The organism is Acidovorax sp. GW821-FHT11A03, from assembly GCF_058809075.1.
Genome location: NZ_JBXASG010000007.1, coordinates 255,249 through 276,439, shown reverse-complemented (window position 1 = coordinate 276,439; position 21,191 = coordinate 255,249). Strand labels below are relative to the sequence as shown.

Below are 21,191 nucleotides of genomic sequence, written 5' to 3'. Positions count from 1 at the left end.
CCCTCATGGAGGCGGGTGCTGATCGCGAGCCGCCCAGTGTCCGTGGACCGTGTGACAGATTCATGACGGTACGCGCGGCGCTGGATGACCGTGTGGCGGCTCTGTGCGACGGGGTGCCTTGTGTCACCGAATTGTCATCTTGGGGGCCTAGAGTTCGTGCTGTTCCTGTTAACCCTAGCCAAAAGGTACTGAATAATGAAACGCACATTTCTCAAAACCGTCGCTGTCGCACTGGCCACCATGGCTGTGGGCAGTGCCTTTGCGGCGGACATCACCGGTGCAGGCGCGACCTTTCCGTTCCCCATGTACGCCAAGTGGGCCGAGGCCTACAAGAAGGAAACGGGCACGGGCCTGAACTACCAGTCCATCGGATCTTCCGGCGGCATCCGCCAGATCCGCGCCAAGACCGTGGCTTTCGGCGCCACCGATGCGCCCGTGTCCGGCGCCGACCTGGACAAGGACGGCATGGTGCAGTTTCCCGCCATCATCGGCGGCACGGTGCCCGTGATCAACCTGGACGGCTTCAAGCCCGGCGAACTGCGCGTGACGGGCCCCGTGCTGGCGGACATCTTCCTGGGCAAGATCGCCAAGTGGAACGATGCCAAGCTCGCCGCGCTGAATCCTGGCAAGACCCTGCCCGACCAGAACATCACCGTGGTACACCGCGCGGATGGTTCGGGCACCACCTTCAACTGGACCGACTACCTGTCGGCGGTCAGCAAGGAGTGGGCTGATTCCGTGGGCAAGGGCGCGGCCGTGAAGTGGCCTGCCGCGTCGTCCGTGGGCGGCAAGGGCAACGAAGGCGTGGCCGCCAACGTGACCCGCGTGAAGGGCGCTGTCGGCTATGTGGAATACGCCTACGTCAAGAAGAACAACATGAACTTCCTGCAACTGCAGAATGCAGACGGCAAGTACGTGAGCCCTGACGACAAGACTTTTGCGGCCGCCGCCGCCAGCGCCGACTGGTTCAGCGTGCCGGGCATGGGCATCTCGATGGTCAACGCCAAGGGCGCGGACAGCTGGCCCGTCAGCACCGCTTCTTTCATCCTGATGTACAAGGACCCCGCCGACAAGGCGCAGTCGGCCGAAGTGTTGAAGTTCTTCGAGTGGGCGTTCAAGAACGGCAAGGGCATGGCCACGGAACTGGACTATGTTCCGCTGCCCGACAGCCTGACCGCCGAGATCCGCTCCAAGGTCTGGTCGCAGATCAAGAAGTAAGCCAGTTGCCCCAGAATACCCCCCATCGGTCGGCTGGTCTGGCTGATGGGTGCTGGTTTGTGGGGCCTCCAGAAGCCAGATGGGAGTCAACATGAGCGTGGGAACCACCATGAGTTCGCAACCTGTGTCCGTCAAGACGACGGATGCCCCCACAGAGTCCATGGTATCGATTGCCAGGCGGCAGCGCCTGCAGGACATCTTTTTCCATCGCCTGACCCAAAGCCTGTCGCTGCTGGTGCTCGCGGCGCTGCTGGGCATCATCGTTTCCCTTTTTGTCTACGCGTGGCCGACATTCCACAAGTTCGGAGTCCAGTTCATCTGGCGCGTGGAATGGGACATCATCAATGAAGAATTCGGTGCCGCGATTGCCATCGTCGGCACCCTGGCGAGCGCCGGCATCGCGCTGCTGATCGCGGTGCCCCTGGCTTTCGGCATCGCCCTTTTCCTCACGGAAACCTGCCCGGTCTGGCTGCGGCGCCCGCTGGGCACGGCGGTGGAGTTGCTGGCGGCCGTGCCTTCGATCATCTACGGCATGTTCGGCCTGTTCGTGTTTGCCCCGCTGTTTGCCGACTACTTCCAGATGCCGGTGCAGAAGCTGCTGGGCTCGATGCCGCTGGTGGGCTTCCTGTTTGGCGGCAGCACCAACGGTTTCGGCATCCTGGCCGCCGGCATCGTGCTGGCGTTCATGGTGCTGCCCTTCGTGGCGGCCGTGATGCGCGATGTGTTCGAGATCGTTCCGCCCATCCTGCGCGAGTCGGCCTACGGCCTGGGCTGCACGACCTGGGAGGTGGTGCGCCGCGTCGTGCTGCCCTACACGCAAAAGGGCGTGATCGGCGGCGTCATGCTGGGCCTGGGCCGCGCCCTGGGCGAGACCATGGCGGTGACCTTCGTGATCGGCAATGCCAACCGCATGCCCACTTCGCTGTTTTCGCCAGGGACGTCCATTGCCTCCACGCTGGCCAATGAATTTGGCGAGGCGGCGGATTTCCACCTCTCCACGCTGTTTGCCCTCGGTTTCCTGCTGTTCGTGATCACGTTCGTGGTCCTGTCGGCCGCCAAGATCATGATGCTGCGCGCCGAAAAGGCCAAGGGCCTCTGAGCCCGCGCCGCACTGCCCATGAACCTCCTTTGAGACAAGCTCCATGGAATTCAACCAACAACTCTACAAAAAGCGCCAGCGCTCCAACGCCGTCGGCCTGACCCTGTCCCTGGGCGCGATGGTGCTGGGCCTGTTCGTGCTGCTGTGGATACTGAGCGTGCTGCTGGCCAACGGCCTGGCCGCGCTGGACCTGAACATGTTCACCCAGTCCACGCCGGCACCGGGCTCCGAGGGCGGCGGCCTGGCCAACGCCATCGTCGGCAGCCTCATGATGGTGGGCTTCACCGTGCTGGTATCGACGCCGATCGGTATTCTGGCGGGCGTGTACCTGGCGGAATACGGCGACCAGAGCAAGACGGCCGAACTCACCCGTTTCGTGACCGACATCATGCTGTCGGCCCCGTCCATCGTGCTCGGGCTCTTCGTCTACGCGATCGCCGTGGCCACGGTGGGCAACTTCTCGGGCTGGGCTGGCAGCCTGGCGCTGTCGCTGATCGCCGTGCCCGTGGTGGTGCGCACCACCGAGAACATGCTGCGCCTGGTGCCCGGCAGCCTGCGCGAAGCGGCCTTCGCGCTCGGCGCGCCGCGCTGGAAGGTGTCCACCATGGTCACCCTGCGTGCCGCGCGCAGCGGCGTGATGACCGGCCTGCTGCTGGCGGTGGCCCGCATCAGCGGCGAGACGGCGCCCCTGCTGTTCACCGCGCTCAACAACCAGTTCTTCAGCACCAACATGAGCGCCCCCATGGCCAACCTGCCGGTGGTGATCTTCCAGTTTGCCCTGAGCCCCTATGAGAACTGGGTGCGCCTGGCCTGGGGCGGTGCCTTGCTCATCACGCTGTCGGTGCTGATCCTCAACGTCGTGGCACGGGTCTTCCTGCGCGAGAAGAACCGCGTCTGACCCCACGCCAGCCCTCCCCATTGCAGATACAGACCGCCTCCATTTTCAGGAATTGACAATGAACGCCACCGCTACCGCCACCGCCAGCAAGAATGCGCTGGAACTGCGCAACCTGAGCTTCTTCTACGGCAAGTTCCAGGGGCTGCGCAATGTCAGCCTCAACATCGCGGAACACAAGGTCACCGCCTTCATCGGCCCTTCGGGCTGCGGCAAGTCCACCCTGCTGCGCACGCTCAACCGCATGTACAGCCTGTACCCGGGCCAGCGTGCGGAAGGCTCGATCAACTTCTACGGCCAGGACATCCTGGACCCCAAGCAGGACATCAACCTGCTGCGCGCGCGCATCGGCATGGTGTTCCAGAAGCCCACGCCGTTTCCCATGTCCATCTACGACAACATCGCCTTCGGCGTGAAGCTCTACGAGACGCTGAGCAAGAGCGAGATGGACGACCGCGTGGAATGGGCGCTGTCCAAGGCCGCGCTGTGGACCGAGGTGAAGGACAAGCTGCACCAGAGCGGCCTGTCCCTGTCCGGCGGCCAGCAGCAGCGCCTGTGCATCGCGCGCAGCGTGGCCGTCAAGCCCTCGGTGCTCCTGCTCGACGAGCCCACCTCGGCGCTGGACCCGCTGTCCACCGCCAAGATCGAAGAACTGATCGACGAGCTCAAGCACGACTACACCATCGCCATCGTGACGCACAACATGCAGCAAGCCGCCCGCTGCAGCGACTACACCGCCTACATGTACCTCGGCGAAATGATCGAGTTCGGTGCCACCGAACAGATCTTCTTCAAGCCCGAGCGCAAGGAAACCGAAGACTACATTACCGGCCGTTTCGGCTAAGGAGACAGCAGATGCCCGATAAACATCTTTCGTCCCAGTTCGACAGCGAACTCAACAGCGTGTCCGCCCGTGTCATGGAGATGGGGGGGCTGGTGGAATCGCAGATCCGGCAGGCGGTCTACGCGCTGTCCCAGTTCAGCCTGGAGGCCGTGGAGACCGTGGCCTCGATGGAGACCCGCATCAATGCGATGGAGGTCGAGATCGACCAGGAGCTGTCCTCCATCATCGCCCGCCGCCAGCCCACCGCGCGCGATTTGCGCCTGCTGCTGGCCTTCTCCAAGGCCACGGCCAACCTCGAGCGCATGGGCGACGAGGCCAACAAGATGGCGCGCATGGTGCGCTCCATCATCGAAGGCGGCGCCCCGCGTTCGCTGCCGTCGAGCGACCTGCGCGTGGCAGCCGAGCTGGCCTCGGGCCAGCTGCGCAAGACGCTGGACGCGTTCGCGCGGCTGGACGTCAAGGCGGCCGTGGCCATCCTCAAGGAGGATGACCTCATCGACAAGGAATTCGACGGCTTCGTGCGCAAGCTCATCACCTACATGATGGAAGACCCGCGCACCATCTCGCCCAGCCTGGACCTGTTGTTCCTGGCCAAGGCCATCGAGCGCATCGGTGACCATTCCAAGAACGTGGCCGAGCTCATCATCTATCTGGTCAAGGGCAAGGATGTGCGCCACACTGCCCTCGACGAGATCGAGTCGGCTGTCTTGTAGCGAAAGGGCTTTGGCACATTTATGAGAAAGCTCCCACGCGTCCTCATCGTGGAGGACGAACCCGCGATTGCCGAGCTGATTGCTGTCAATCTGCGCCACAACGGATTCCAGCCCTTCTGGGCGGAAGACGGCGACTCGGCCCAGCGCGAGCTCGACGCCGTGCTGCCCGACGTCATCCTGCTCGACTGGATGCTGCCCGGGCAAAGCGGCCTGTCGCTGGCCCGCAAATGGCGGGCCGACAGCCGCACCAAGCCGATCCCGATCCTGATGCTCACGGCCCGCGGCGATGAGCCCGACAAGATTGCAGGGCTCGATGCTGGCGCGGACGACTACATCACCAAGCCGTTCTCCACACAGGAACTGCTGGCCCGCATCCGCTCGGTGCTGCGCCGTCGTGCGCCCGAGCAGGTCAGCGACAGCGTGACCATTGGCGAGCTGGTGCTCGATGCCGGAACGTACCGCGTGACCTTCCAGGGCCAGCCGCTCAAGGTAGGTCCTACGGAGTTCAAGCTGCTGCACTTCCTGATGAAGCATGCCGAGCGTGTGCACAGCCGCTCGCAGCTGCTCGACAAGGTGTGGGGCGACCATGTCTTCATCGAGGAGCGCACGGTGGACGTGCATGTGAAGCGCCTGCGCGAAGCGCTGGGCGCCGCCTCCGTGATGGTCGAAACCGTGCGCGGTGCGGGCTACCGGCTCACGGCACAGCCCCAGGTGCAGTTGCAGGCGTGAGTGCTTGTTCACGATCCCCTGCAATAGGGTGAACGGGTGCTGAGGGCGCAAGCCTGATGTTGTCGATGGGGCGCACAGGATGCGCCCCTGCTTTTCTGAGAAGGCTTTGCTGACCGCATGCTGTGGCGTATTTCGTATTTCCTGCTCTGGCAGATAGCGGGTGGTGGGCTGGGATGGTGGCACGGTGGCGGCCCCTGGGGCGCTGCCCTGGGTGCAGCCCTGGCGGCGTGGGCCTGGTTTGTCTGGGACCTGCTGCGCGGTGCGCGCGTGCTGCGCTGGCTGCGCACGGGGGATCTGTCCGAAGTCCCGGCCATGCGCGGTATCTGGGGCGAGGCGGCAGACCGTGCGCGGCGCCTCTTGCGCAGGCAGGAGGCCCAGATCCGCGACAGCCAGGACCGGCTGCAGGAGATCCTGGCCGCGCTGCAGGCCACGCCCAATGGGGTGGTCTTGCTGGATGCGCAAGGCCGCATTGAGTGGTGCAACCAGATGGCGGCCAGCCAGTTCGGCTTTGATGCGCAGCGCGATGTGATGCAGTCGATCGGCAACCTGGTGCGTGACCCCGAGTTCACCGCCTACTTTGCCGCCCAGGACTTCACCCACGATGTGGTGCTGGAGGGGCGTTTCAGCACGCCTTCGCGGCCGGTGCGCATCTCGGTGCATCTGCACCCCTATGGCGATGGGCGTACCCTGCTGCTGTCGCGCGATGTCACGGCGCTGGAGCAGGCCGAGGCCATGCGGCGTGACTTCGTGGCCAATGTGTCCCATGAGATCCGCACGCCCCTGACGGTGCTGGCCGGTTTCGTCGAAACCCTGCAGACCCTGCCGCTGAATGCCGATGAGCGGGCGCGCTACCTGGGCATGATGGCGCAGCAGGCGCTGCGCATGCAAAGCGTGGTGCAGGACCTGTTGACCCTGTCGCGCCTGGAGGGCAGCCCGCCGCCCGGCATGGCGGAGTGGACGCCCGTGCAGGCGCTGATGCAGCGGTGCGAGGAAGAGGGCCGCGCATTGTCCGCCCTGCTCACGCAGAACCAGCCGCGCCAGCATGTGATGGTTTTTCCGGCCGTGGACAGCCTGCGTGCCGAAGGCGATATCGCGGGCGTGCCCGCCGAGCTGCAGAGCGCGCTGTCCAACCTCATCAGCAACGCCGTGCGCTACACGCCCGCGGGCGGATCGATCACGGTGGCCTGGCAGCGCAAGGAGGACGGCCGTGCCGTCTTCTCGGTGCAGGACACGGGGCCGGGCATCGCGCCGGAACACCTGCCACGCCTGACGGAGCGCTTTTACCGCGTGGACCGCAGCCGTTCCCGCGAGACCGGCGGCACGGGCCTGGGACTGGCCATCGTCAAGCATGTGCTGCAGCGGCACGGCGCCACGCTGGACATCTCCAGCACCCTGGGCAAGGGCTCGGTGTTCGCGGTCACCTTCCCGGCGAACCGGTTGCGTGTTTTCTCGCTGCCGGATTGACCGCACGCCAGAGCATCGCCAGGAACAGCGCGGCCGTCGCGACCAGCGCCGCTGCACTCGCGGCCCAGAAAGGCGTAGGCGATGGCTCAGCGGCCCACGGCCCCAGGCCACGATAGGCCAGCAGGTAGCCGCCCCCCAGGCCGGCGCCCCACAGCAGCACGCAATACACCACCAGCGGCGCCACCGTGATGCGGTAGCAGCGCAGCACGAAGACGCACAGTGTCTGCAGCGCATCGGCCGCGTGGTAGGCGGCCACCCACACCATGACCCCTCCCGTCAGGGCCACCACGCCGGTGTTGCCGGAGTACACGCCTCCAATCTGGTCTTTTGCTATTAATAATATAGCTGCCAGCGCAATACCGATAAGCGCTGAGAGCTTGAAACCTATGAAAACCACCTGGCGTGCCCGCGCAGGTTCGCCCGCCCCCAGCCAGTAGCTGACGCGGGCGCTGGTGGCGATCGCCAGCGACAGAGGCACCATGTAGAGCACGGCCGCCACATTGGCCGCAATCTGGTGGGCCGCCGACGCCGTGGTGCCCTGGCGCGCGATGAACAAGGCCATCAGCGTGAACGAGGTCACCTCGACCATGACCGCGAGCCCGGCCGGGATGCCAAGCCGGGCAAAGCCCGCGATGGTGGGCCAGTGAGGGGGTTCCATGCGGCGCCAGATGCACAGGGGCCCATAGAGATCCTGGGTGCGCAGCAGCCAGACCGCCACCGCGAGCATGCTGCAGTTGACCACCAGCGTGGCCCAGGCGCATCCGACCACGCCCAGCGCGGGCAGCCCGCCGCCGCCGAAGGTGAACCAGACCGACAGGGGCAGCTTCACGAGCAGCGATCCCACCTGCAGCCAGGTCACCAGCTGGGGGCGGCCCAGGGCCTGGTTCAGGGTGCTGTAGATCCGAAAGAGCAGGGCGGGTGGCAGCGCCAGGGCCAGCACGGCCAGGTAGCTCTCCACCTCGGTGCGCAGGGCGGGGGGCACCTCGGTCCAGCGCAGCAGGGGCCCCGGCGACAGCAGGATGGCCATTCCCAGCAGCGATGCCGCGCCGCACAGGTACAGCGCCTGCCGCAGGGAGCGGCCCAGGGCGTCGGTCTGCCGGGCGCCGCGCTGCTCGGCCCATACCGGCAGCAGGGCCTGCAGAATCCCGATCAGCGCCACATACACGCTGATGAAGATGGCCGAACCCACCGACAGCGCGGCCAGCGAGGATTCCGCATGGCGCCCGGCAACGATGGTGTCCGTGACGCCAAAGGCCATCACGGCCAGCTGCCCCGCCAGCACCGTCACCGCGTGGCGCGAGATGCCCGACAGTTCGGACATCAGCGCGCAGGCCCTGCGCGGCGAAACACCAGGAGGTGGTCGTTCTTGTCGGTGGGGCGGGGAATGGTGGCCCGGGCTTCCCAGCGCGCCGTGTTGACCATGCGCTCGGAAGGCGGCCAGGACGCGATGTCTGCCACCAGCCAGTCGCACTCGTCCTGCAGTCCCGCCCGCTGCAGCGAAAGGCCGCCGTGGTACTGCAGCGCCGCCACCTGGGCGCGGTTCAATCCCACGGTCTGCACGCAGCCCGGTGCCGGCCCGAGTGCCGCCATCACGCTGCGAACCTGGGGCCGGTAGCTGCGGGCGTAGTCCAGAAGCGGCAGCCACAGCGTCATGAGCAGCAGCCAGCCCAGCGCCGCGCCGCCGGCGGGCAGCACCAGGCTTTTCCAGATCGGGGCCCGGTCGCGCGAAGCGCGCCACCAGACCAGGCTGCACCAGCCCACGGTGGCCGCCAGGGCCACGACCAGGGCCAGCGCGGAGAACTCCGGCACGAAGCCGGGGGCCAGCTTGGCCACATTGGCGGCGGGCTTGGCGGGAAACCCGGTCTGCATGGCGATCCAGATGACCCAGATCGCCAACGCCGACACCGTGAAGAACAGCAGCGTGAACCAGTCGATCAGGGCGCCCACGCTGCGCCGCAGCGTGGGCAGCGCGAAGGCCGCCAGCGCGGCCATGGCGGGCAGGCCCAGCAGCAAGGCCCGGTCGGCGGGCTGGGTGGTGGCGGTGGCGGCGACGGATACCGCCACAAACCACAGCGGAAGCAGCAGGTGCCGGTGCCCCTGGCGGCTGACGATCTGCTTGCGCCAGCGCCACAGGGTCCACAGGGCCAGGGGCCAGGCGGGCCATCCAAACCACAGCAGCAGCCGTGCCAGGCTCTGCCACTCCTTGCCCCCGGAGCCGGAGCCCACGATCCGCCAGCGCCAGAGGTCCAGGCCCCAGGCCAGCAGCGCCGCCGCCAGCGTGACCGCCGCGAAGGCCAGCGCCCACCGCAGGCGGCGGTCGGAACCGCTGCCGGGCGCATACACCACCACCGCCATGCTGCCCAGCCCGAGCAGGGCCGCGAGCGCGGGAGCCCCGGCCAGCGTCAGGCCGGCCATGCCGGCGACAAGCGCCACGGCGGGCGCGACCGTGCGGTGCGGCATGGCAGCCACGGCGAAGAAGAGCAGCGCCGTGCAACTGAGCTGCGCCAGGTAGCTCGTCACCTCATGCGACAGCTGCGCCAGGCCCAGGCAGGCAATCAGGGCCAGCAGGCCGCCATCGGCGATGGCGCGGGCATAGTCGGGCGGGTTGGCTTCGCCGCCGAAGGCGAAGGCCACGGGCTGGGCCCCCGGGCTGCGCGCGAGGTAGTACACGGCATACCAGGTGGCGGTCAAGGTGATCGCCAGCAGGGCCGCGAACGGAAGGCGCACGGCCATCTCGGCGGACACCCACTGCGGCGCCAGCTGGATGGCCCACGCACCCAGCCAATACGGAAGCAGCCCCTCGGTTTCCGGAGGCATGCCCCCGAGCAAGGGGCTGAGCCACGGAGTGCGCCCCTGTGCCAGCTCCAGCATGTACCCAAATGCCGTGACATCCGCGCTCTTCCAAGGATCGCGCCCGATGAAGCCCGGCACGACGTAGGCGATGCACAGCAGCATCAGCGCCCAGCGTGGAAGGGGGCTGACGGCGTTCTGGGTGACGATGGCGGGGGTCGGTGGATTCACGCGTCAGGGGGCGGCAAAAGCGGAGCCACCGAGAATAAAGGCAAAAGCATAGAAAAAGGCAGCGCGGTTGCCCGGGCTGCCTTTGTGGCGGAGCGCAGAAGGCGAATTACTTCGCTGCGGTCTTGCCGAAACGGTTGCGGAAGCGCTCGACGCGGCCACCCATGTTGTCCACGGACTTTTGCGTGCCGGTGTAGAAGGGGTGCGATTCAGAGGAGGTGTCCAGCTTGAACAGCGGGTATTCCTTGCCTTCGAAGGTTTCCATTTCCTTCGTGTTCACGCACGAACGGGTCACGAACTTGAAACCGTTGGACAGGTCCGAGAACAGGACTTCGCGGTAGTTGGGGTGAATGCCTTCTTTCATGATCAATCCTTGTCAAGTGCGGGAGCCGTGCTGAACCCGGTGCAACCTTTGCGCCGTGGAACATCCAGCGTACTTTCCGCAGAAAAAGCCCTCTATTATGGCACAGGGCGAATACGTGTCTTCTTCAACGTCGCTGCGCATCCGTCACAGCGATGGAAACCGGCGCGGCCCAAGCCCAGTGCCACCGTGGAACTGGCTCTGCCAGGCCACGGGTGGCGTCCCCCTCCGGGGGAAGGCACCGAAGGCGACTCAGGGGGGCTTACCCGCCTCGTCGCATCATGTCGAAGAAGTCCACGTTGGTCTTGGTGGCCTTCATGTTCTTGATCATGAGCTCCATGGACTCGATCTCGTCCATGTTGTACATGAACTGGCGCAGGATGCGGGTCTTTTGCAGGATCTCGGGCGCCAGCAGCAGCTCTTCGCGGCGGGTGCCGCTCTTGTTGAGCTCGATGGCCGGGAACACGCGCTTTTCGTACAGGCGGCGGTTCAGGTGGATCTCGCAGTTGCCGGTGCCCTTGAATTCTTCAAAGATCACTTCGTCCATGCGGCTGCCGGTGTCGACCAGCGCGGTGGCGATGATGGTGAGCGAGCCACCTTCCTCGACCTTGCGCGCCGCGCCGAAGAAGCGCTTGGGGCGCTGCAGCGCGGCGGCGTCCACACCACCGGACAACACCTTGCCGCTGGAAGGCACGACGTTGTTGTAGGCGCGGGCCAGGCGGGTGATGGAGTCGAGCAGGATCACCACGTCCTTCTTGAGCTCGACCAGGCGCTTGGCGCGCTCGATCACCATCTCGGCCACGTGCACGTGGCGCGCGGCGGGCTCGTCGAAGGTGGAGGCGATGATCTCGCCCTTCACCGTGCGCTGCATTTCGGTCACTTCCTCAGGGCGCTCGTCCACCAGCAGCACCATCAGGTGCACGTCGGGGTTGTTGGCCGTGATGGCGTGGGCGATGTGCTGCATCATCACCGTCTTGCCGCTCTTGGGCGGGGCGACGATCAATGCGCGCTGGCCGCGGCCGATGGGCGCGATGATGTCGATGATGCGGCCGGTGATGTTCTCTTCGCTCTTGACGTCGCGCTCCAGGCGCATCTGCTCCTTGGGGAACAGGGGCGTCAGGTTTTCGAACATCACCTTGTGCTTGTTCTGCTCGGGCGGGCCGTCGTTGACCTTGTCGAGCTTGGTCAGGGCAAAGTAGCGCTCGCCGTCCTTCGGGGTGCGCACTTCGCCTTCGATCATGTCGCCGGTGTGCAGGTTGAAGCGGCGCACTTGGCTGGGGGAGATGTAGATGTCGTCCGTGCTCGCCGTGAAGCTCGTGTCCGGGCTGCGCAGGAAGCCGAAGCCGTCCGGCAGGATTTCCAGCACCCCGTCCGCGAACACCTGCTCTCCCGCCTTGGCGCGCTTCTTGATGATGGCAAACATCAGCTCCTGCTTGCGCATCCGGCCCGTGTTTTCGATTTCGAGTTCTTCGGCCTGCTTCAGGACTTCAGACACGTGCAGTGCCTTGAGTTCGTTTAAGTGCATGGAATGACTCCTTGGCGGAGCTGGTATGAATCTTGGGGGAGGAGGGCTGGTGCCGGATGGGCTGCTGTTTGCAGGTCCGGCTTGCCGGGGATCTCGGTCCGGCTGCCAATGCGTGCAGGCCGGTGATCTGGGGGAATTATGACAGGAAAAAAAGCAGGGGATTCACGCGGGCCAGATTCGGTGGGCGCCGGGCTGGCGGCCCGGGCCATGCACCTTCATCAAGAAAGCCCCGCATGCCGGGTGATCGCGTGCGGGGCCGGGGCTGGGCCGTCGGTCAGGCCAGTTGCTGGTCGATGAAGGCGGTCAGCTGTGCCTTGCTCATGGCGCCCACTTTCGTGGCGGCCAGCTGGCCATCCTTGAACAGCATCAGCGTGGGGATGCCGCGGATGCCGAACTTGGCGGGAATCTCGCGGTTCTCGTCCACGTTCATCTTGGCGATCTGCAGCTTGCCCTGGTAGGTGCCCGCGACTTCGTCCAGGATGGGGGCAATCATTTTGCAGGGGCCGCACCATTCGGCCCAGTAGTCCACCAGCACGGCGGTGCCGGGTTTCAGCACGTCGGCTTCAAAGCTGGCGTCAGAGACATGTTTGATGAGTTCGCTGGCCATGGCGGATTCCTTGTTTTTGAGCGGGTTGTGACCGGTGTACGTTTAAAGTCTGGGCATTGTGACAGAAACCAATCCCACGTTCACCGGTGTGGCCGGGCCCTGCGACGCTATGACTGTCATAGCGAAAAGCGATCAGTGCGCAGCCCTGGTGCCCCTGTGGCGGCGCGTGCTGGGACAGGTGGCCGGGCACCTGCGCCAGCAGGGCGCGCATCCCGCGCGCACGGTGGTGCTGGTCCCCTATGCCCAGCTCATGCCGTGGGCGCAGCGCTATTGGGCCGTGTTCCATGCGGACGGTTTTGCTCCCCGGTTTGAAACAACGCGCAACTGGGCACGGCAGCTGGCGGCGTTCGTGCCCATGGGCGACGACCTGGCCGGGGATGTGGCGCGCGACACCTTGACGGCGCGGGCGCTGCTGGACCGCGCGGGCCTTTCGGCCCAGCGCGACGTGCTGGCCGCGCCGCTGCAGGAGGCCGCGGCGCAACTGGCGACCGTGGTGGCCGCGGTGCCGCCCGCGCAGCGGCCAGCATGGGCCGCGCATGCGCGCGGCCTGCTGCCCGAGGCCGATGGCGCCTCGGCGCTGCGCTTCGAGGCCGTCGTGGCGCGCATTGCGCTCGAATGGGTGCTTGCCTCGCGCCATGCCACCGATGTGCTGTTCGAGGCCGGCGTGCGGGAGTCCGTGGACGCGCTGGTGGTGCTGCACGGGTTCCAGGCAGAACCCCTGGCGCAGGCCTTGCAGAACCACTGGGGCGACAAGGCCACGGCCCTGGCGCTGCCTCCCGGGCCTGGCGATCCAGGTCCCATGGGGCGGGTCGCGCTGCATGCCGCGCAGGATGCCGAGGACGAAGCCCAGCGGGCCGCCGCCTGCGTGCTGGCGCATGTGGCGGCGGGCCGCACACCGGTGGCGCTGGCGGCCAACGACCGGGCTCTCACGCGCCGCATTGGCGCGCACCTGGCAAGCTCGGGCGTGGCGGTGCGCGACGAAAACGGCTGGACGCTGTCCACCACCCGCGCCGCCGCGCAGCTGATGGCCGCACTCAAGGCCTGCGCATGGGATGCCCATGCGGATGAAGTGCTCGACTGGCTCAAGCACGCCCCCGCCGTGGCGGCGCCAGCGCTCGATGCGCTCGAGCGCGCGCTGCGCAAGGCCCCGGTGGCGAACTGGGCCGGTGCGGCGCAGCGCGACTGGTCCGGCAAGCCGGCCCTGGCGCAGTGCGTGGCGCTCGCGCAGGGCTGGCGTGAGGGCCTGCGCGCGCCCCGCCCGCTGGCGCAGTGGCTGCAGGCCCTGCGCCTGCTGCTGCAGGCCAGCGGCCAGTGGGCGCAACTGGAGGCGGATGACGCGGGCGCCCGCGTGCTGGCCGCGCTGCGCCTGCAGGCGGGGCAAGAGGCCGAGCTCGACGGCTGGGACAGCGTGGGGCGGCCCATGGCGCTCGCCGAATTCACGCGCTGGGCCAGCGAGGTGTGCGAGGCCGCGCGCTACGTGCCGGCTCTCGCGGGCGATGCGCCCGTGGTCGTCCTGCCCCTGCCGCAGCTGCTGGCACGGCCGTTTGCGGCGCTCGTGCTGCCCGGGTGCGACGAAAAACGCCTCCAGTCGTCACCGGAGCCCACGGGCGACTGGACCACGGCCCAGCGCGAGGCCTGGGGCCTGCCCACGCGCGGATCGCTCGAGGCCGCCCAGCGCGCGGCCTGGCACTACGCCCTGCAGACACCCGAGGTGGATGTGCTGTGGCGAACGGGCGACGAAGGTGGCGAGCCCCTGCTGGCCAGCGCGCTGGTGCTGGCGCTGCACCTGGATGGCGCCGCCCGCCCTGGCACCGATGGGCGCCGCGCGCGCACCGTGCCGGCCGCGCCCACCCCGCGCCCCGGGCCCGACGGGAGTGCCCTGCCTGTCCAGCGCCTGTCGTCCACGGCCTATTCCGACCTGCGGCATTGCCCCTACCGCTTCTTTGCGCTGCGCCAGCTGGGCCTGCAGGAGGCCGACGAGCTGGCCGCCGAGGTGGACAAGCGCGACTTCGGCAACTGGCTGCACGCGGTGCTGCAGCACTTCCATGAGGCGCTGCTGGCCGAGCCGACGGACGACGCGGGCGGGCGCGCGGCGCGCATGGACAGCGCCGCGCAGGCCGTCACGCTGGAGCAGGGCCTGGGGGAGGGCGACTTCCTGCCGTTCGCCGCGGGCTGGCCGCAGGTGCGCGATGGCTACCTGCGCTGGCTTGCGCAGCATGAACAGGCCGGGGGGCACTTCCGGCAGGCCGAGGTGCAGACCACCCAACCGCTGGGCGCCCTGCAGCTGGTGGGCACCATCGACCGCATCGATGCCATCTCGTCCACCGGCGAGCCCACGCCGCTGGTCATCGACTACAAGACCGAGAACGACACCGTCACGCGCAAGCGCATTGGCGCGGGTGCCGAAGACACCCAGCTTGCTTTCTACGCAGCCTTGCTGAGCCACGACACGCTGCGCGCCGCCTATGTGAACGTGGGCGAGCGGGGCGAGACGCAGATGCACGAACAGGAAGAGGTGGTGCACCTGCGCGACCTGCTGGTGGAGGGCATCCAGCACGACTTTGAGCGCATTGCCGCGGGCGCGCCGATGCCCGCCCTGGGCGAGGGCGCCGTGTGCGACTACTGCGCCGCACGCGGACTGTGCAGAAAAGACTTCTGGACATGAAGAGGAACACCCCCCTGAGCCGCTTCGCGGCTTCCTGCCTCTCCCGGCTGCGCCGGGAGGGGGAACGATGCCAGCGCGGCGGGGCGGCCCTTGCGCGGCATCCCCCGCCTGGACGCGCGCCGGTTTTGCCGACCCCCGGCGGACAGGGCGCGGTGGATCACGAGAATGACTGAACAAGCCGCCTACGAACACAACGGCCGTCCCGTCTCCCGCGAGGCCTTCTACGCCATCGCCTGCGACCCGGCGCGCAGCGTGGCCGTGGAGGCCTGCGCGGGCGCGGGCAAGACCTGGATGCTGGTGTCGCGCATGCTGCGTGCCTTGCTCGATGGCGCCGCGCCGCACGAGATCCTGGCCATCACCTTCACCAAGAAAGCGGCCGGTGAAATGCGCCAGCGCCTGCAGGAATGGCTCGAAGCCTTTGCCCAGGCCCCCCTGGAAGACCTCACCCGCGAGCTGGTTGCCAGAGGAATCAGCCCCGAGCGCGCTCAGGACAAGCGCGAGGCGCTACAAAATTTATACCGTCAGATGCTGGCCAGCGGCCGCCCGGTGCAGATCCGCACCTTCCACAGCTGGTTTGCCGCGCTGCTGGGCACGGCCCCGCTGGCGCTGCTGCAGGCGCAGGGCCTGCCGGCCAACTTCGAACTGCTCGAAGACGATGCCGAAGCCGTGCGCGAGGTGTGGGCCCCGTTCCTGCACACCGTGGCCACCAGCGCCGGCCTGCGGGCCGACTACGAGGCCGTGGTGGCCCGCCACGGCCGCTCGCAGACCCACAAGGCGCTGGCGGCGGCGCTGGCCAAGCGCGTGGAATTCGACCTGGCCGACGCGGCGGGCGTGCTCGATGCCTCGGTGCCTTCCTTTCAGGCGCACTGCCCGGAACTGGCGGGACTGGATGAGCCCGCCGGCGCGCTGCAGGGCGATGCCTGCCACCAGCGCTGGCTGGCGCGCGCCAGGGCGCTGGGGGCCGAGACCAACAAGACGCCCCAGAAGGCGGCGGACGCCATCGTGGACGCATTGGCCTGCGGCGACCCGAACCTGCGCCTGGACCTGCTGCGCAAGGCGATGTTCGTGGCCAAGGAAGATAGGCTGTCCAAGAACCTCGAGAAGTTCGCAGCCGCCCAGGAGGCCGAGCCCGAGCTGCAGCGCCTGCTGCTGGCGCGGCGCCAGCACGAGGCCTGGCAGCACCAGCAGCGCATGGCCCGCCTGGCACGCTGCCTGATCGGCGAATTTGCCGCCGTGAAGAACCGGCACGGCTGGGTGGACATGAACGACGTGGAGCGCACGGCGCTGGTCATGCTGTCCGATCCCATCCTCTCGGGGTGGGTGCAGGAGCGGCTCGATGCGCGCGTGCGCCACCTGCTGGTCGACGAGTTCCAGGACACCAACCCGCTGCAGTGGCAGGCGCTGCACGCCTGGCTGTCGGGCTATGCGGGTTCGGGCGGCGGCGCCAGCGGCCAGACGCCGCCCAGCGTGTTCATCGTGGGCGACCCCAAGCAGAGCATCTACCGTTTTCGCCGCGCCGAGCCACAGGTGTTCATCGCCGCGCAGGCCTTCGTGCGCCACGGGCTCGCGGGCGACCTGCTCAGCTGCGACCACACGCGCCGCAACGCCACGGGCGTGATCGGCGCCGTGAACCACGTCATGGGCACCGCCCAGGCGCAGCACGAGACCAGCGGCTTTCGCGACCACACCACCGAGTCCAGGGACCCCGGCGTGCTGCTGCGCCTGCCCGCCATCCTGCCGCCGGATGCCGGCAGCGGCGGCGCGGGCGCGGACCCTTTCGCCTGGCGCGACAGCCTGACCGAGCCCCGCCACGAGGCCGAGGAAACCCAGCGCATGCGCGAATGCACACAGGCCGCCGCGTGGGTGGCGGCGCAGATCGCGCAGGGCACGCCGCCCTACGAAGTGCTGGTGCTGGCCCGCAAGCGCGACCGGCTCGCCGCCCTGCAGGAGGCCCTGCGCGCCCTGCACCTGCCCTGCGTGCAGCCCGAGAAGGCCGACCTGTTCGACGCACCCGAGGTGCAGGACATCGTGGCGCTGCTCGATGCGCTGGTGTCCACCGGGCACGACCTTTCCCTGTCTCGGGCACTCCGCTCGCCCCTGTTTAGCTGCGGCGACGAGGCCCTGGTGACCCTGGCGCTGCTGCGCCGCCAGCCGGAACACGCTGCCTGCAGCTGGTTTGATTTGCTGCAGAAAAGTGAGCTGCTACCGCTTGAAATGAAAGCGCTGGGGCCCGTTTTGGCTCAATACAGGGCCTGGGTGGATGGCCTGCCCCCGCACGACGCGCTGCACGCCATCTACCAGCACGCCGATGTGCTGGCGCGCTTCGCGGCGGCCGCCCCCGCCGCGCAGCGCACCGCGGTGCAGGCCAATCTGCGCGCCTTGCTGTCGGCCGCGCTGCAGCACGACGGCGGCCGCTATCTCACGCCCTATGCCTTTGTGCGTGCCATGAAAAAGGGCGGCGTGCGCGCGCCGGGCCGGGTGGATGCGCAGGCGGTGCGCCTGCTCACCGTGCACGGCGCCAAGGGGCTGGAGGCGCGCTGCGTGCTGCTGCTGGACACCGACACCCGCCCCCAGAAGGCCGAGACCATGGGCGTGCTGGTGGACTGGCCCGGCGAGCAGGCCGTGCCCAGGGCCTTCGTCTTCCTCGCCAGCGAATCGAACCCGCCGCCCAGCGCCGTGGAAGTGCTGGCCGCCGAGCAGCAGGCCCGCCAGCGCGAAGAGCTGAACATGCTCTACGTGGCGATGACGCGGGCCAAGCACTGCCTGGCGCTGTCCAGCGTGCAGCCGGCCGCATCCGCGCCGGGCAGCTGGTGGAACCGCCTGGCGCCGCTGGCGGCCGAGATCGCCGTGCAGGAGGGCCCTGGCGCGCCCGGGGGCGAAACCCTGGCCGGGCCGGGCCGCCACGATCACTTCATGCTGGCGGAGCTGCCGCCGCTGCCGGAGCACCTGCGCGCGGCACCCGCCGCGGGGCCGGTGGATGCCGACCGGGCCGCCGACCCCGGCGATGCCACGGCTGCCTCCACGCCGCTGTCCCGGCTGGGCGAGGCCATGCACCAGCTGCTGGAGCAGGCGGGCGTGGCGGGGGCCCCGCTGGTGGAGCTGCGCGCCCAGGGCTGGCCGCCCGCGCGGGTGGCGCGGCTGGCGCGGGATTTCGACATCACCATCGCGGCCGCGCGGCACGCCGCGCTGACCGCGCAGCGCATCCTGGCGGGTGAAGGCGCCTGGGCCTGGGAGGCGTCGGCCGTGGACACCGCCATCAACGAGGCGCCCTTGCGCTACCAGGGCCTGAGCCTGCGGCTGGACCGCCTGGTGCATTGCCACCAGCCGCCCGAACGCGCCGGGTGGTGGGTGCTGGACTACAAGAGCGCGGCCGAGCCCGAGCGCCAGCCCGCGCTGCTGGCCCAGCTGCAGCGCTACCGCAGCGCCGTGCAGGGGCAGACGCCCGGCGAGCGCGTGCGCGCGGCCTTCCTCACGGGCGACGGGCGCCTCGTGCCCGTGCCCGACGCCGTGCCTGCCGGGCCCGATGCAGTGCAGGGCGCAGAGGCCGCGCTGCGGCATACTCTCGCCCCCGCCGCGCAGGAACCCGGGGCCGTGCCGCCGCCGCTGCCCCTGCCGCGGGGACCCGGCCCCGACGATTCGCCCCAGGGTTCCCTGTTCTGACGCTTTTTTCCCGATTGCCGGCCTCCCATCCAAAGGTTTTCCCCATGAATGTTTCCCTTCCTCCCGCCCCCGACGACGTGGCCGGCCTGCACTGCGACGTCGCCATCGTGGGCGGAGGCCCCGCCGGGCTCATGGCCGCCGAAGTGCTGGCGCAGGCGGGCGTGGCGGTGCATCTGTTCGACGCCATGCCCTCGGTGGGGCGCAAGTTCCTGCTGGCGGGCAAGGGGGGGCTGAACCTCACGCATTCCGAGCCCCATGCGCCGTTCGCCGCCCGGTTTGCGGAGCGCCAGCCGCAGGTCGAGCCCTGGCTCACCGCGTGGGGCGGGCCCGAGATCCGCGCCTGGGCGCAGGGGCTGGGGGTGGAGACCTTCGTGGGCACCTCGGGCCGGGTCTTTCCGGCCGACATGAAGGCCGCCCCGCTGCTGCGCGCCTGGCTGCAGCGCCTGCGGGGGCAGGGCGTGGTGTTCCACATGCGCCGCCGCTGGCTGGGCTGGGCGGACGATGGCGCGCTGCGCTTCGCCGCGCCGTCGGGCGAGGAGCGGGTGCAGGCGCGCGCCGTGGTGCTGGCGCTCGGGGGCGGCAGCTGGGCGCGCCTCGGCTCGGACGGCGCCTGGGTGCCCCTGCTGGCCGGGCGTGGGCTTGCCGTGGCGCCGCTGCGCCCCGCCAACTGCGGTTTCGACGTGCTTCGTGGGGATGTGCCTGCGGGGGAGACGCGCCGCGCGTTCCTGCAGGAGCTCATCGGTCGCACACCTGCTCCCGCCACGGGCTGGACGCCCCACTTCGCCGGGCGGTTCGCGGGCCAGCCGTTCAAGACGGTGGCATTGGCGTTCACCGACAGCCAGGGCCGCGCCTTCAGCCGCCGGGGCGAGTTCGTGGCCACGGCCACGGGCGTGGAGGGCAGCCTGGTCTATGCCGCATCGCACCTGCTGCGCGACGAGATCGAGGCCCACGGCCATGCCACTTTTCACCTGGATCTGCTGCCCGACCACACGCCCGAACGCGTGCTGGTGGAGGTGCGCCATCCACGCGGGTCGCGCTCGCTGTCCAGCCATCTCAAGAGCCGCCTGGGGCTGGACGGCATCAAGGCCGGCATCCTGTACGAGCACCTGGGCAAGGACGGGATGAACGACCCCGTGGCGCTGGCCCACGCGATCAAGGCGCTGCCCGTCACGGTGGTCGCCGCGCGGCCGCTGGACGAGGCCATCAGCACCGCGGGCGGCGTGGCTTTTGACGCGCTCGATGCCCGCCTCATGGCCAACGCCGCGCCCGGCGTGTTCTGCGCGGGGGAGATGCTCGACTGGGAAGCCCCCACCGGCGGCTACCTGCTCACGGCTTGTCTGGCGAGTGGTCGCGTGGCCGGGCACGGCGCGCTGGACTGGATTCGCCAACGCGGGGTGTAGCTTTCGGCGGCTCCTTCATCCAGATGGCAGTTCCCTTCGGCGTTCAAAACTGACACGCCGCCACCGCCACCGTGGATCCGGCTGCGCCGGTCCACCGGAGGCGTCCCCCCCGGGGGAGGAAGACGCCGAAGGCGGCTCAGGGGGATCAGGAGGGCTCAAAACTTGGCGCGGTAATACAGCATCGGGCCGCCCTTGCGCGCCCGCAGCACCAGGCGCGATCCGCCCTGCAACTGCACGCCGATGGCGCCAAACTCGGGCACCAGCCCCCGGGTGCGGGAGGAGGCCCATTGCACCTCCACCCGGGTTCCATACATCGGCGGCTGCGACTGCCAGATCATGCCCATCGCGTCCTGGGGCTGGCCTGCCGGGAGAGGCCGTGTCCAGGCGGAAATGTCCAGATGGCGCCCGCTGTCCAGGCGGGACCGCCAGCGAACCCCGAGGTCCAGGCTGGCGGGGGGCAGGGCGCCGCCCGCCAGGGGGGCGCCAGCGGCCGAGGGTGCCGGCGCGCTCATGCCCAGCGACAGCCCGAATCGGCCCCCGCTATCGGACGTTTCGGGCGTGAGCCAGCGCGTCACGCCGATGTGCTGCGTGCTGTTGAAGCTGCTGCCCGGCTGGGCCGCCCCCAAGGTGGCCCATGGCGGGGCCGTCTCGCCCATGCTGGGCAGCTCGACGCTGTGGACCTCGTACGCGGCGGAAAGGCGGGCCGTTTCCTGCTCCAGGCTGGCCCGCGCCTCGTCGGCGAACTGGGAGTCGGCTCCCCAGGCCGCGCCCGCGACGGCCAGGCACAGCCAGCCTACCACCGGGCGCGCCGGCAGCATGCGGGCCAGGGCTTGCGGCCGGCGCGCACGCGCCGGCAAGGCGCGCCGGTAACGGAAGGAAAAAATCACTTGCGCAGTCAGGGGGGTTGACATGGCGGCACCCGATGAAAAGAAAGGATGAAGCGATGCAACAAAGTGTGCGCCTGCCGCCCGGGGCGGCGCAATCCCGAAAGCC

16 protein-coding genes are annotated in these 21,191 nt (G+C 68.7%); 10 read left to right on the top strand and 6 right to left on the bottom strand.

Annotated features, from left to right (window positions below; genetic code table 11):
- The first annotated feature begins 195 nt into the window (after nt 1-195).
- The 7 genes from pstS (at nt 196) to phoR (ending at nt 6,962) form a co-directional block, all read left to right on the top strand.
- Complete coding sequence (pstS, locus tag AC1RVY_RS19130) at nt 196-1,218, top strand: phosphate ABC transporter substrate-binding protein PstS (RefSeq protein WP_218297662.1); 1,023 nt, start codon at nt 196-198, stop codon at nt 1,216-1,218.
- 79 nt (nt 1,219-1,297) lie between these two features.
- A complete protein-coding gene (gene pstC / locus AC1RVY_RS19125; RefSeq protein WP_218297661.1) occupies nt 1,298-2,317 on the top strand; it encodes a phosphate ABC transporter permease subunit PstC in 1,020 nt (339 codons plus the stop codon).
- Nucleotides 2,318-2,360: 43 nt separating this feature from the next.
- A complete protein-coding gene (gene pstA / locus AC1RVY_RS19120) occupies nt 2,361-3,215 on the top strand; it encodes a phosphate ABC transporter permease PstA (protein ID WP_492807724.1) in 855 nt (284 codons plus the stop codon).
- Between the two features lie 58 nt (nt 3,216-3,273).
- Nucleotides 3,274-4,056, top strand: coding sequence for a phosphate ABC transporter ATP-binding protein PstB (pstB, locus tag AC1RVY_RS19115; protein ID WP_218297659.1), 783 nt, complete (start codon nt 3,274-3,276; stop codon nt 4,054-4,056).
- Between the two features lie 11 nt (nt 4,057-4,067).
- On the top strand, nt 4,068-4,769 hold the full coding sequence (gene phoU / locus AC1RVY_RS19110; protein WP_010457902.1) for a phosphate signaling complex protein PhoU: 702 nt from the start codon (nt 4,068-4,070) through the stop codon (nt 4,767-4,769).
- A 21-nt stretch (nt 4,770-4,790) separates the two neighbouring features.
- Nucleotides 4,791-5,498, top strand: a complete 708-nt coding sequence (gene phoB, locus AC1RVY_RS19105) for a phosphate regulon transcriptional regulator PhoB (protein WP_492807722.1) — start codon at nt 4,791-4,793, stop codon at nt 5,496-5,498.
- Nucleotides 5,499-5,615: 117 nt separating this feature from the next.
- Nucleotides 5,616-6,962 carry a phosphate regulon sensor histidine kinase PhoR gene (gene phoR, locus AC1RVY_RS19100; RefSeq protein ID WP_492807721.1) on the top strand — a complete coding sequence of 449 codons (1,347 nt, stop codon included), beginning with the start codon at nt 5,616-5,618 and terminating at the stop codon, nt 6,960-6,962.
- Here phoR and AC1RVY_RS19095 read toward each other — a convergent pair.
- The 5 genes from AC1RVY_RS19095 to trxA all read right to left on the bottom strand — a co-directional run bounded on the left by AC1RVY_RS19095 (nt 6,916) and on the right by trxA (nt 12,473).
- Nucleotides 6,916-8,283 carry an MATE family efflux transporter gene (locus AC1RVY_RS19095; RefSeq protein WP_492807720.1) on the bottom strand — a complete coding sequence of 456 codons (1,368 nt, stop codon included), beginning with the start codon at nt 8,281-8,283 and terminating at the stop codon, nt 6,916-6,918. The two genes, phoR and AC1RVY_RS19095, sit on opposite strands and share 47 nt — an antisense overlap.
- Entirely contained in the window at nt 8,283-9,983 is a 1,701-nt protein-coding gene (locus tag AC1RVY_RS19090) for a hypothetical protein (protein WP_218297656.1), read from the bottom strand. Before AC1RVY_RS19090 ends, AC1RVY_RS19095 begins: the two co-directional genes overlap by 1 nt.
- 106 nt (nt 9,984-10,089) lie before the next feature.
- Nucleotides 10,090-10,344, bottom strand: a complete 255-nt coding sequence (locus AC1RVY_RS19085) for a type B 50S ribosomal protein L31 (RefSeq protein WP_008906759.1) — start codon at nt 10,342-10,344, stop codon at nt 10,090-10,092.
- Between the two features lie 259 nt (nt 10,345-10,603).
- Entirely contained in the window at nt 10,604-11,866 is a 1,263-nt protein-coding gene (gene rho / locus AC1RVY_RS19080; protein WP_056067265.1) for a transcription termination factor Rho, read from the bottom strand.
- Nucleotides 11,867-12,140: 274 nt separating this feature from the next.
- Nucleotides 12,141-12,473 carry a thioredoxin TrxA gene (gene trxA / locus AC1RVY_RS19075; protein ID WP_218297655.1) on the bottom strand — a complete coding sequence of 111 codons (333 nt, stop codon included), beginning with the start codon at nt 12,471-12,473 and terminating at the stop codon, nt 12,141-12,143.
- A gap of 109 nt (nt 12,474-12,582) precedes the next feature.
- On the opposite strand from trxA, the gene AC1RVY_RS19070 reads away from it, so the two are divergent.
- The 3 genes from AC1RVY_RS19070 (at nt 12,583) to AC1RVY_RS19060 (ending at nt 20,198) form a co-directional block, all read left to right on the top strand.
- Complete coding sequence (locus AC1RVY_RS19070; RefSeq protein WP_492807718.1) at nt 12,583-15,138, top strand: PD-(D/E)XK nuclease family protein; 2,556 nt, start codon at nt 12,583-12,585, stop codon at nt 15,136-15,138.
- 165 nt (nt 15,139-15,303) lie between these two features.
- Nucleotides 15,304-18,798, top strand: coding sequence for a UvrD-helicase domain-containing protein (locus tag AC1RVY_RS19065; protein WP_492807717.1), 3,495 nt, complete (start codon nt 15,304-15,306; stop codon nt 18,796-18,798).
- Between the two features lie 44 nt (nt 18,799-18,842).
- Nucleotides 18,843-20,198 (top strand): TIGR03862 family flavoprotein, encoded by a 1,356-nt coding sequence (locus AC1RVY_RS19060; protein ID WP_492807715.1) that lies wholly within the window; start codon nt 18,843-18,845, stop codon nt 20,196-20,198.
- A 155-nt stretch (nt 20,199-20,353) separates the two neighbouring features.
- Here AC1RVY_RS19060 and AC1RVY_RS19055 read toward each other — a convergent pair whose 3' ends face one another.
- Entirely contained in the window at nt 20,354-21,109 is a 756-nt protein-coding gene (locus AC1RVY_RS19055; protein ID WP_492807714.1) for a hypothetical protein, read from the bottom strand.
- Between the last annotated feature and the right edge of the window lie 82 nt (nt 21,110-21,191).

Bases quoted from the DNA above. Each gene is read 5' to 3' on its own strand.
- pstS (WP_218297662.1), top strand. From the start codon at position 196: ATGAAACGCACATTTCTCAAAACCGTCGCTGTCGCACTGGCCACCATG.
- pstC (WP_218297661.1), top strand. From the start codon at position 1,298: ATGGGAGTCAACATGAGCGTGGGAACCACCATGAGTTCGCAACCTGTG.
- pstA (WP_492807724.1), top strand. From the start codon at position 2,361: ATGGAATTCAACCAACAACTCTACAAAAAGCGCCAGCGCTCCAACGCC.
- pstB (WP_218297659.1), top strand. From the start codon at position 3,274: ATGAACGCCACCGCTACCGCCACCGCCAGCAAGAATGCGCTGGAACTG.
- phoU (WP_010457902.1), top strand. From the start codon at position 4,068: ATGCCCGATAAACATCTTTCGTCCCAGTTCGACAGCGAACTCAACAGC.
- phoB (WP_492807722.1), top strand. From the start codon at position 4,791: ATGAGAAAGCTCCCACGCGTCCTCATCGTGGAGGACGAACCCGCGATT.
- phoR (WP_492807721.1), top strand. From the start codon at position 5,616: ATGCTGTGGCGTATTTCGTATTTCCTGCTCTGGCAGATAGCGGGTGGT.
- AC1RVY_RS19095 (WP_492807720.1), bottom strand. From the start codon at position 8,283: ATGTCCGAACTGTCGGGCATCTCGCGCCACGCGGTGACGGTGCTGGCG.
- AC1RVY_RS19085 (WP_008906759.1), bottom strand. From the start codon at position 10,344: ATGAAAGAAGGCATTCACCCCAACTACCGCGAAGTCCTGTTCTCGGAC.
- rho (WP_056067265.1), bottom strand. From the start codon at position 11,866: ATGCACTTAAACGAACTCAAGGCACTGCACGTGTCTGAAGTCCTGAAG.
- trxA (WP_218297655.1), bottom strand. From the start codon at position 12,473: ATGGCCAGCGAACTCATCAAACATGTCTCTGACGCCAGCTTTGAAGCC.
- AC1RVY_RS19070 (WP_492807718.1), top strand. From the start codon at position 12,583: ATGACTGTCATAGCGAAAAGCGATCAGTGCGCAGCCCTGGTGCCCCTG.
- AC1RVY_RS19065 (WP_492807717.1), top strand. From the start codon at position 15,304: ATGACTGAACAAGCCGCCTACGAACACAACGGCCGTCCCGTCTCCCGC.
- AC1RVY_RS19060 (WP_492807715.1), top strand. From the start codon at position 18,843: ATGAATGTTTCCCTTCCTCCCGCCCCCGACGACGTGGCCGGCCTGCAC.
- AC1RVY_RS19055 (WP_492807714.1), bottom strand. From the start codon at position 21,109: ATGTCAACCCCCCTGACTGCGCAAGTGATTTTTTCCTTCCGTTACCGG.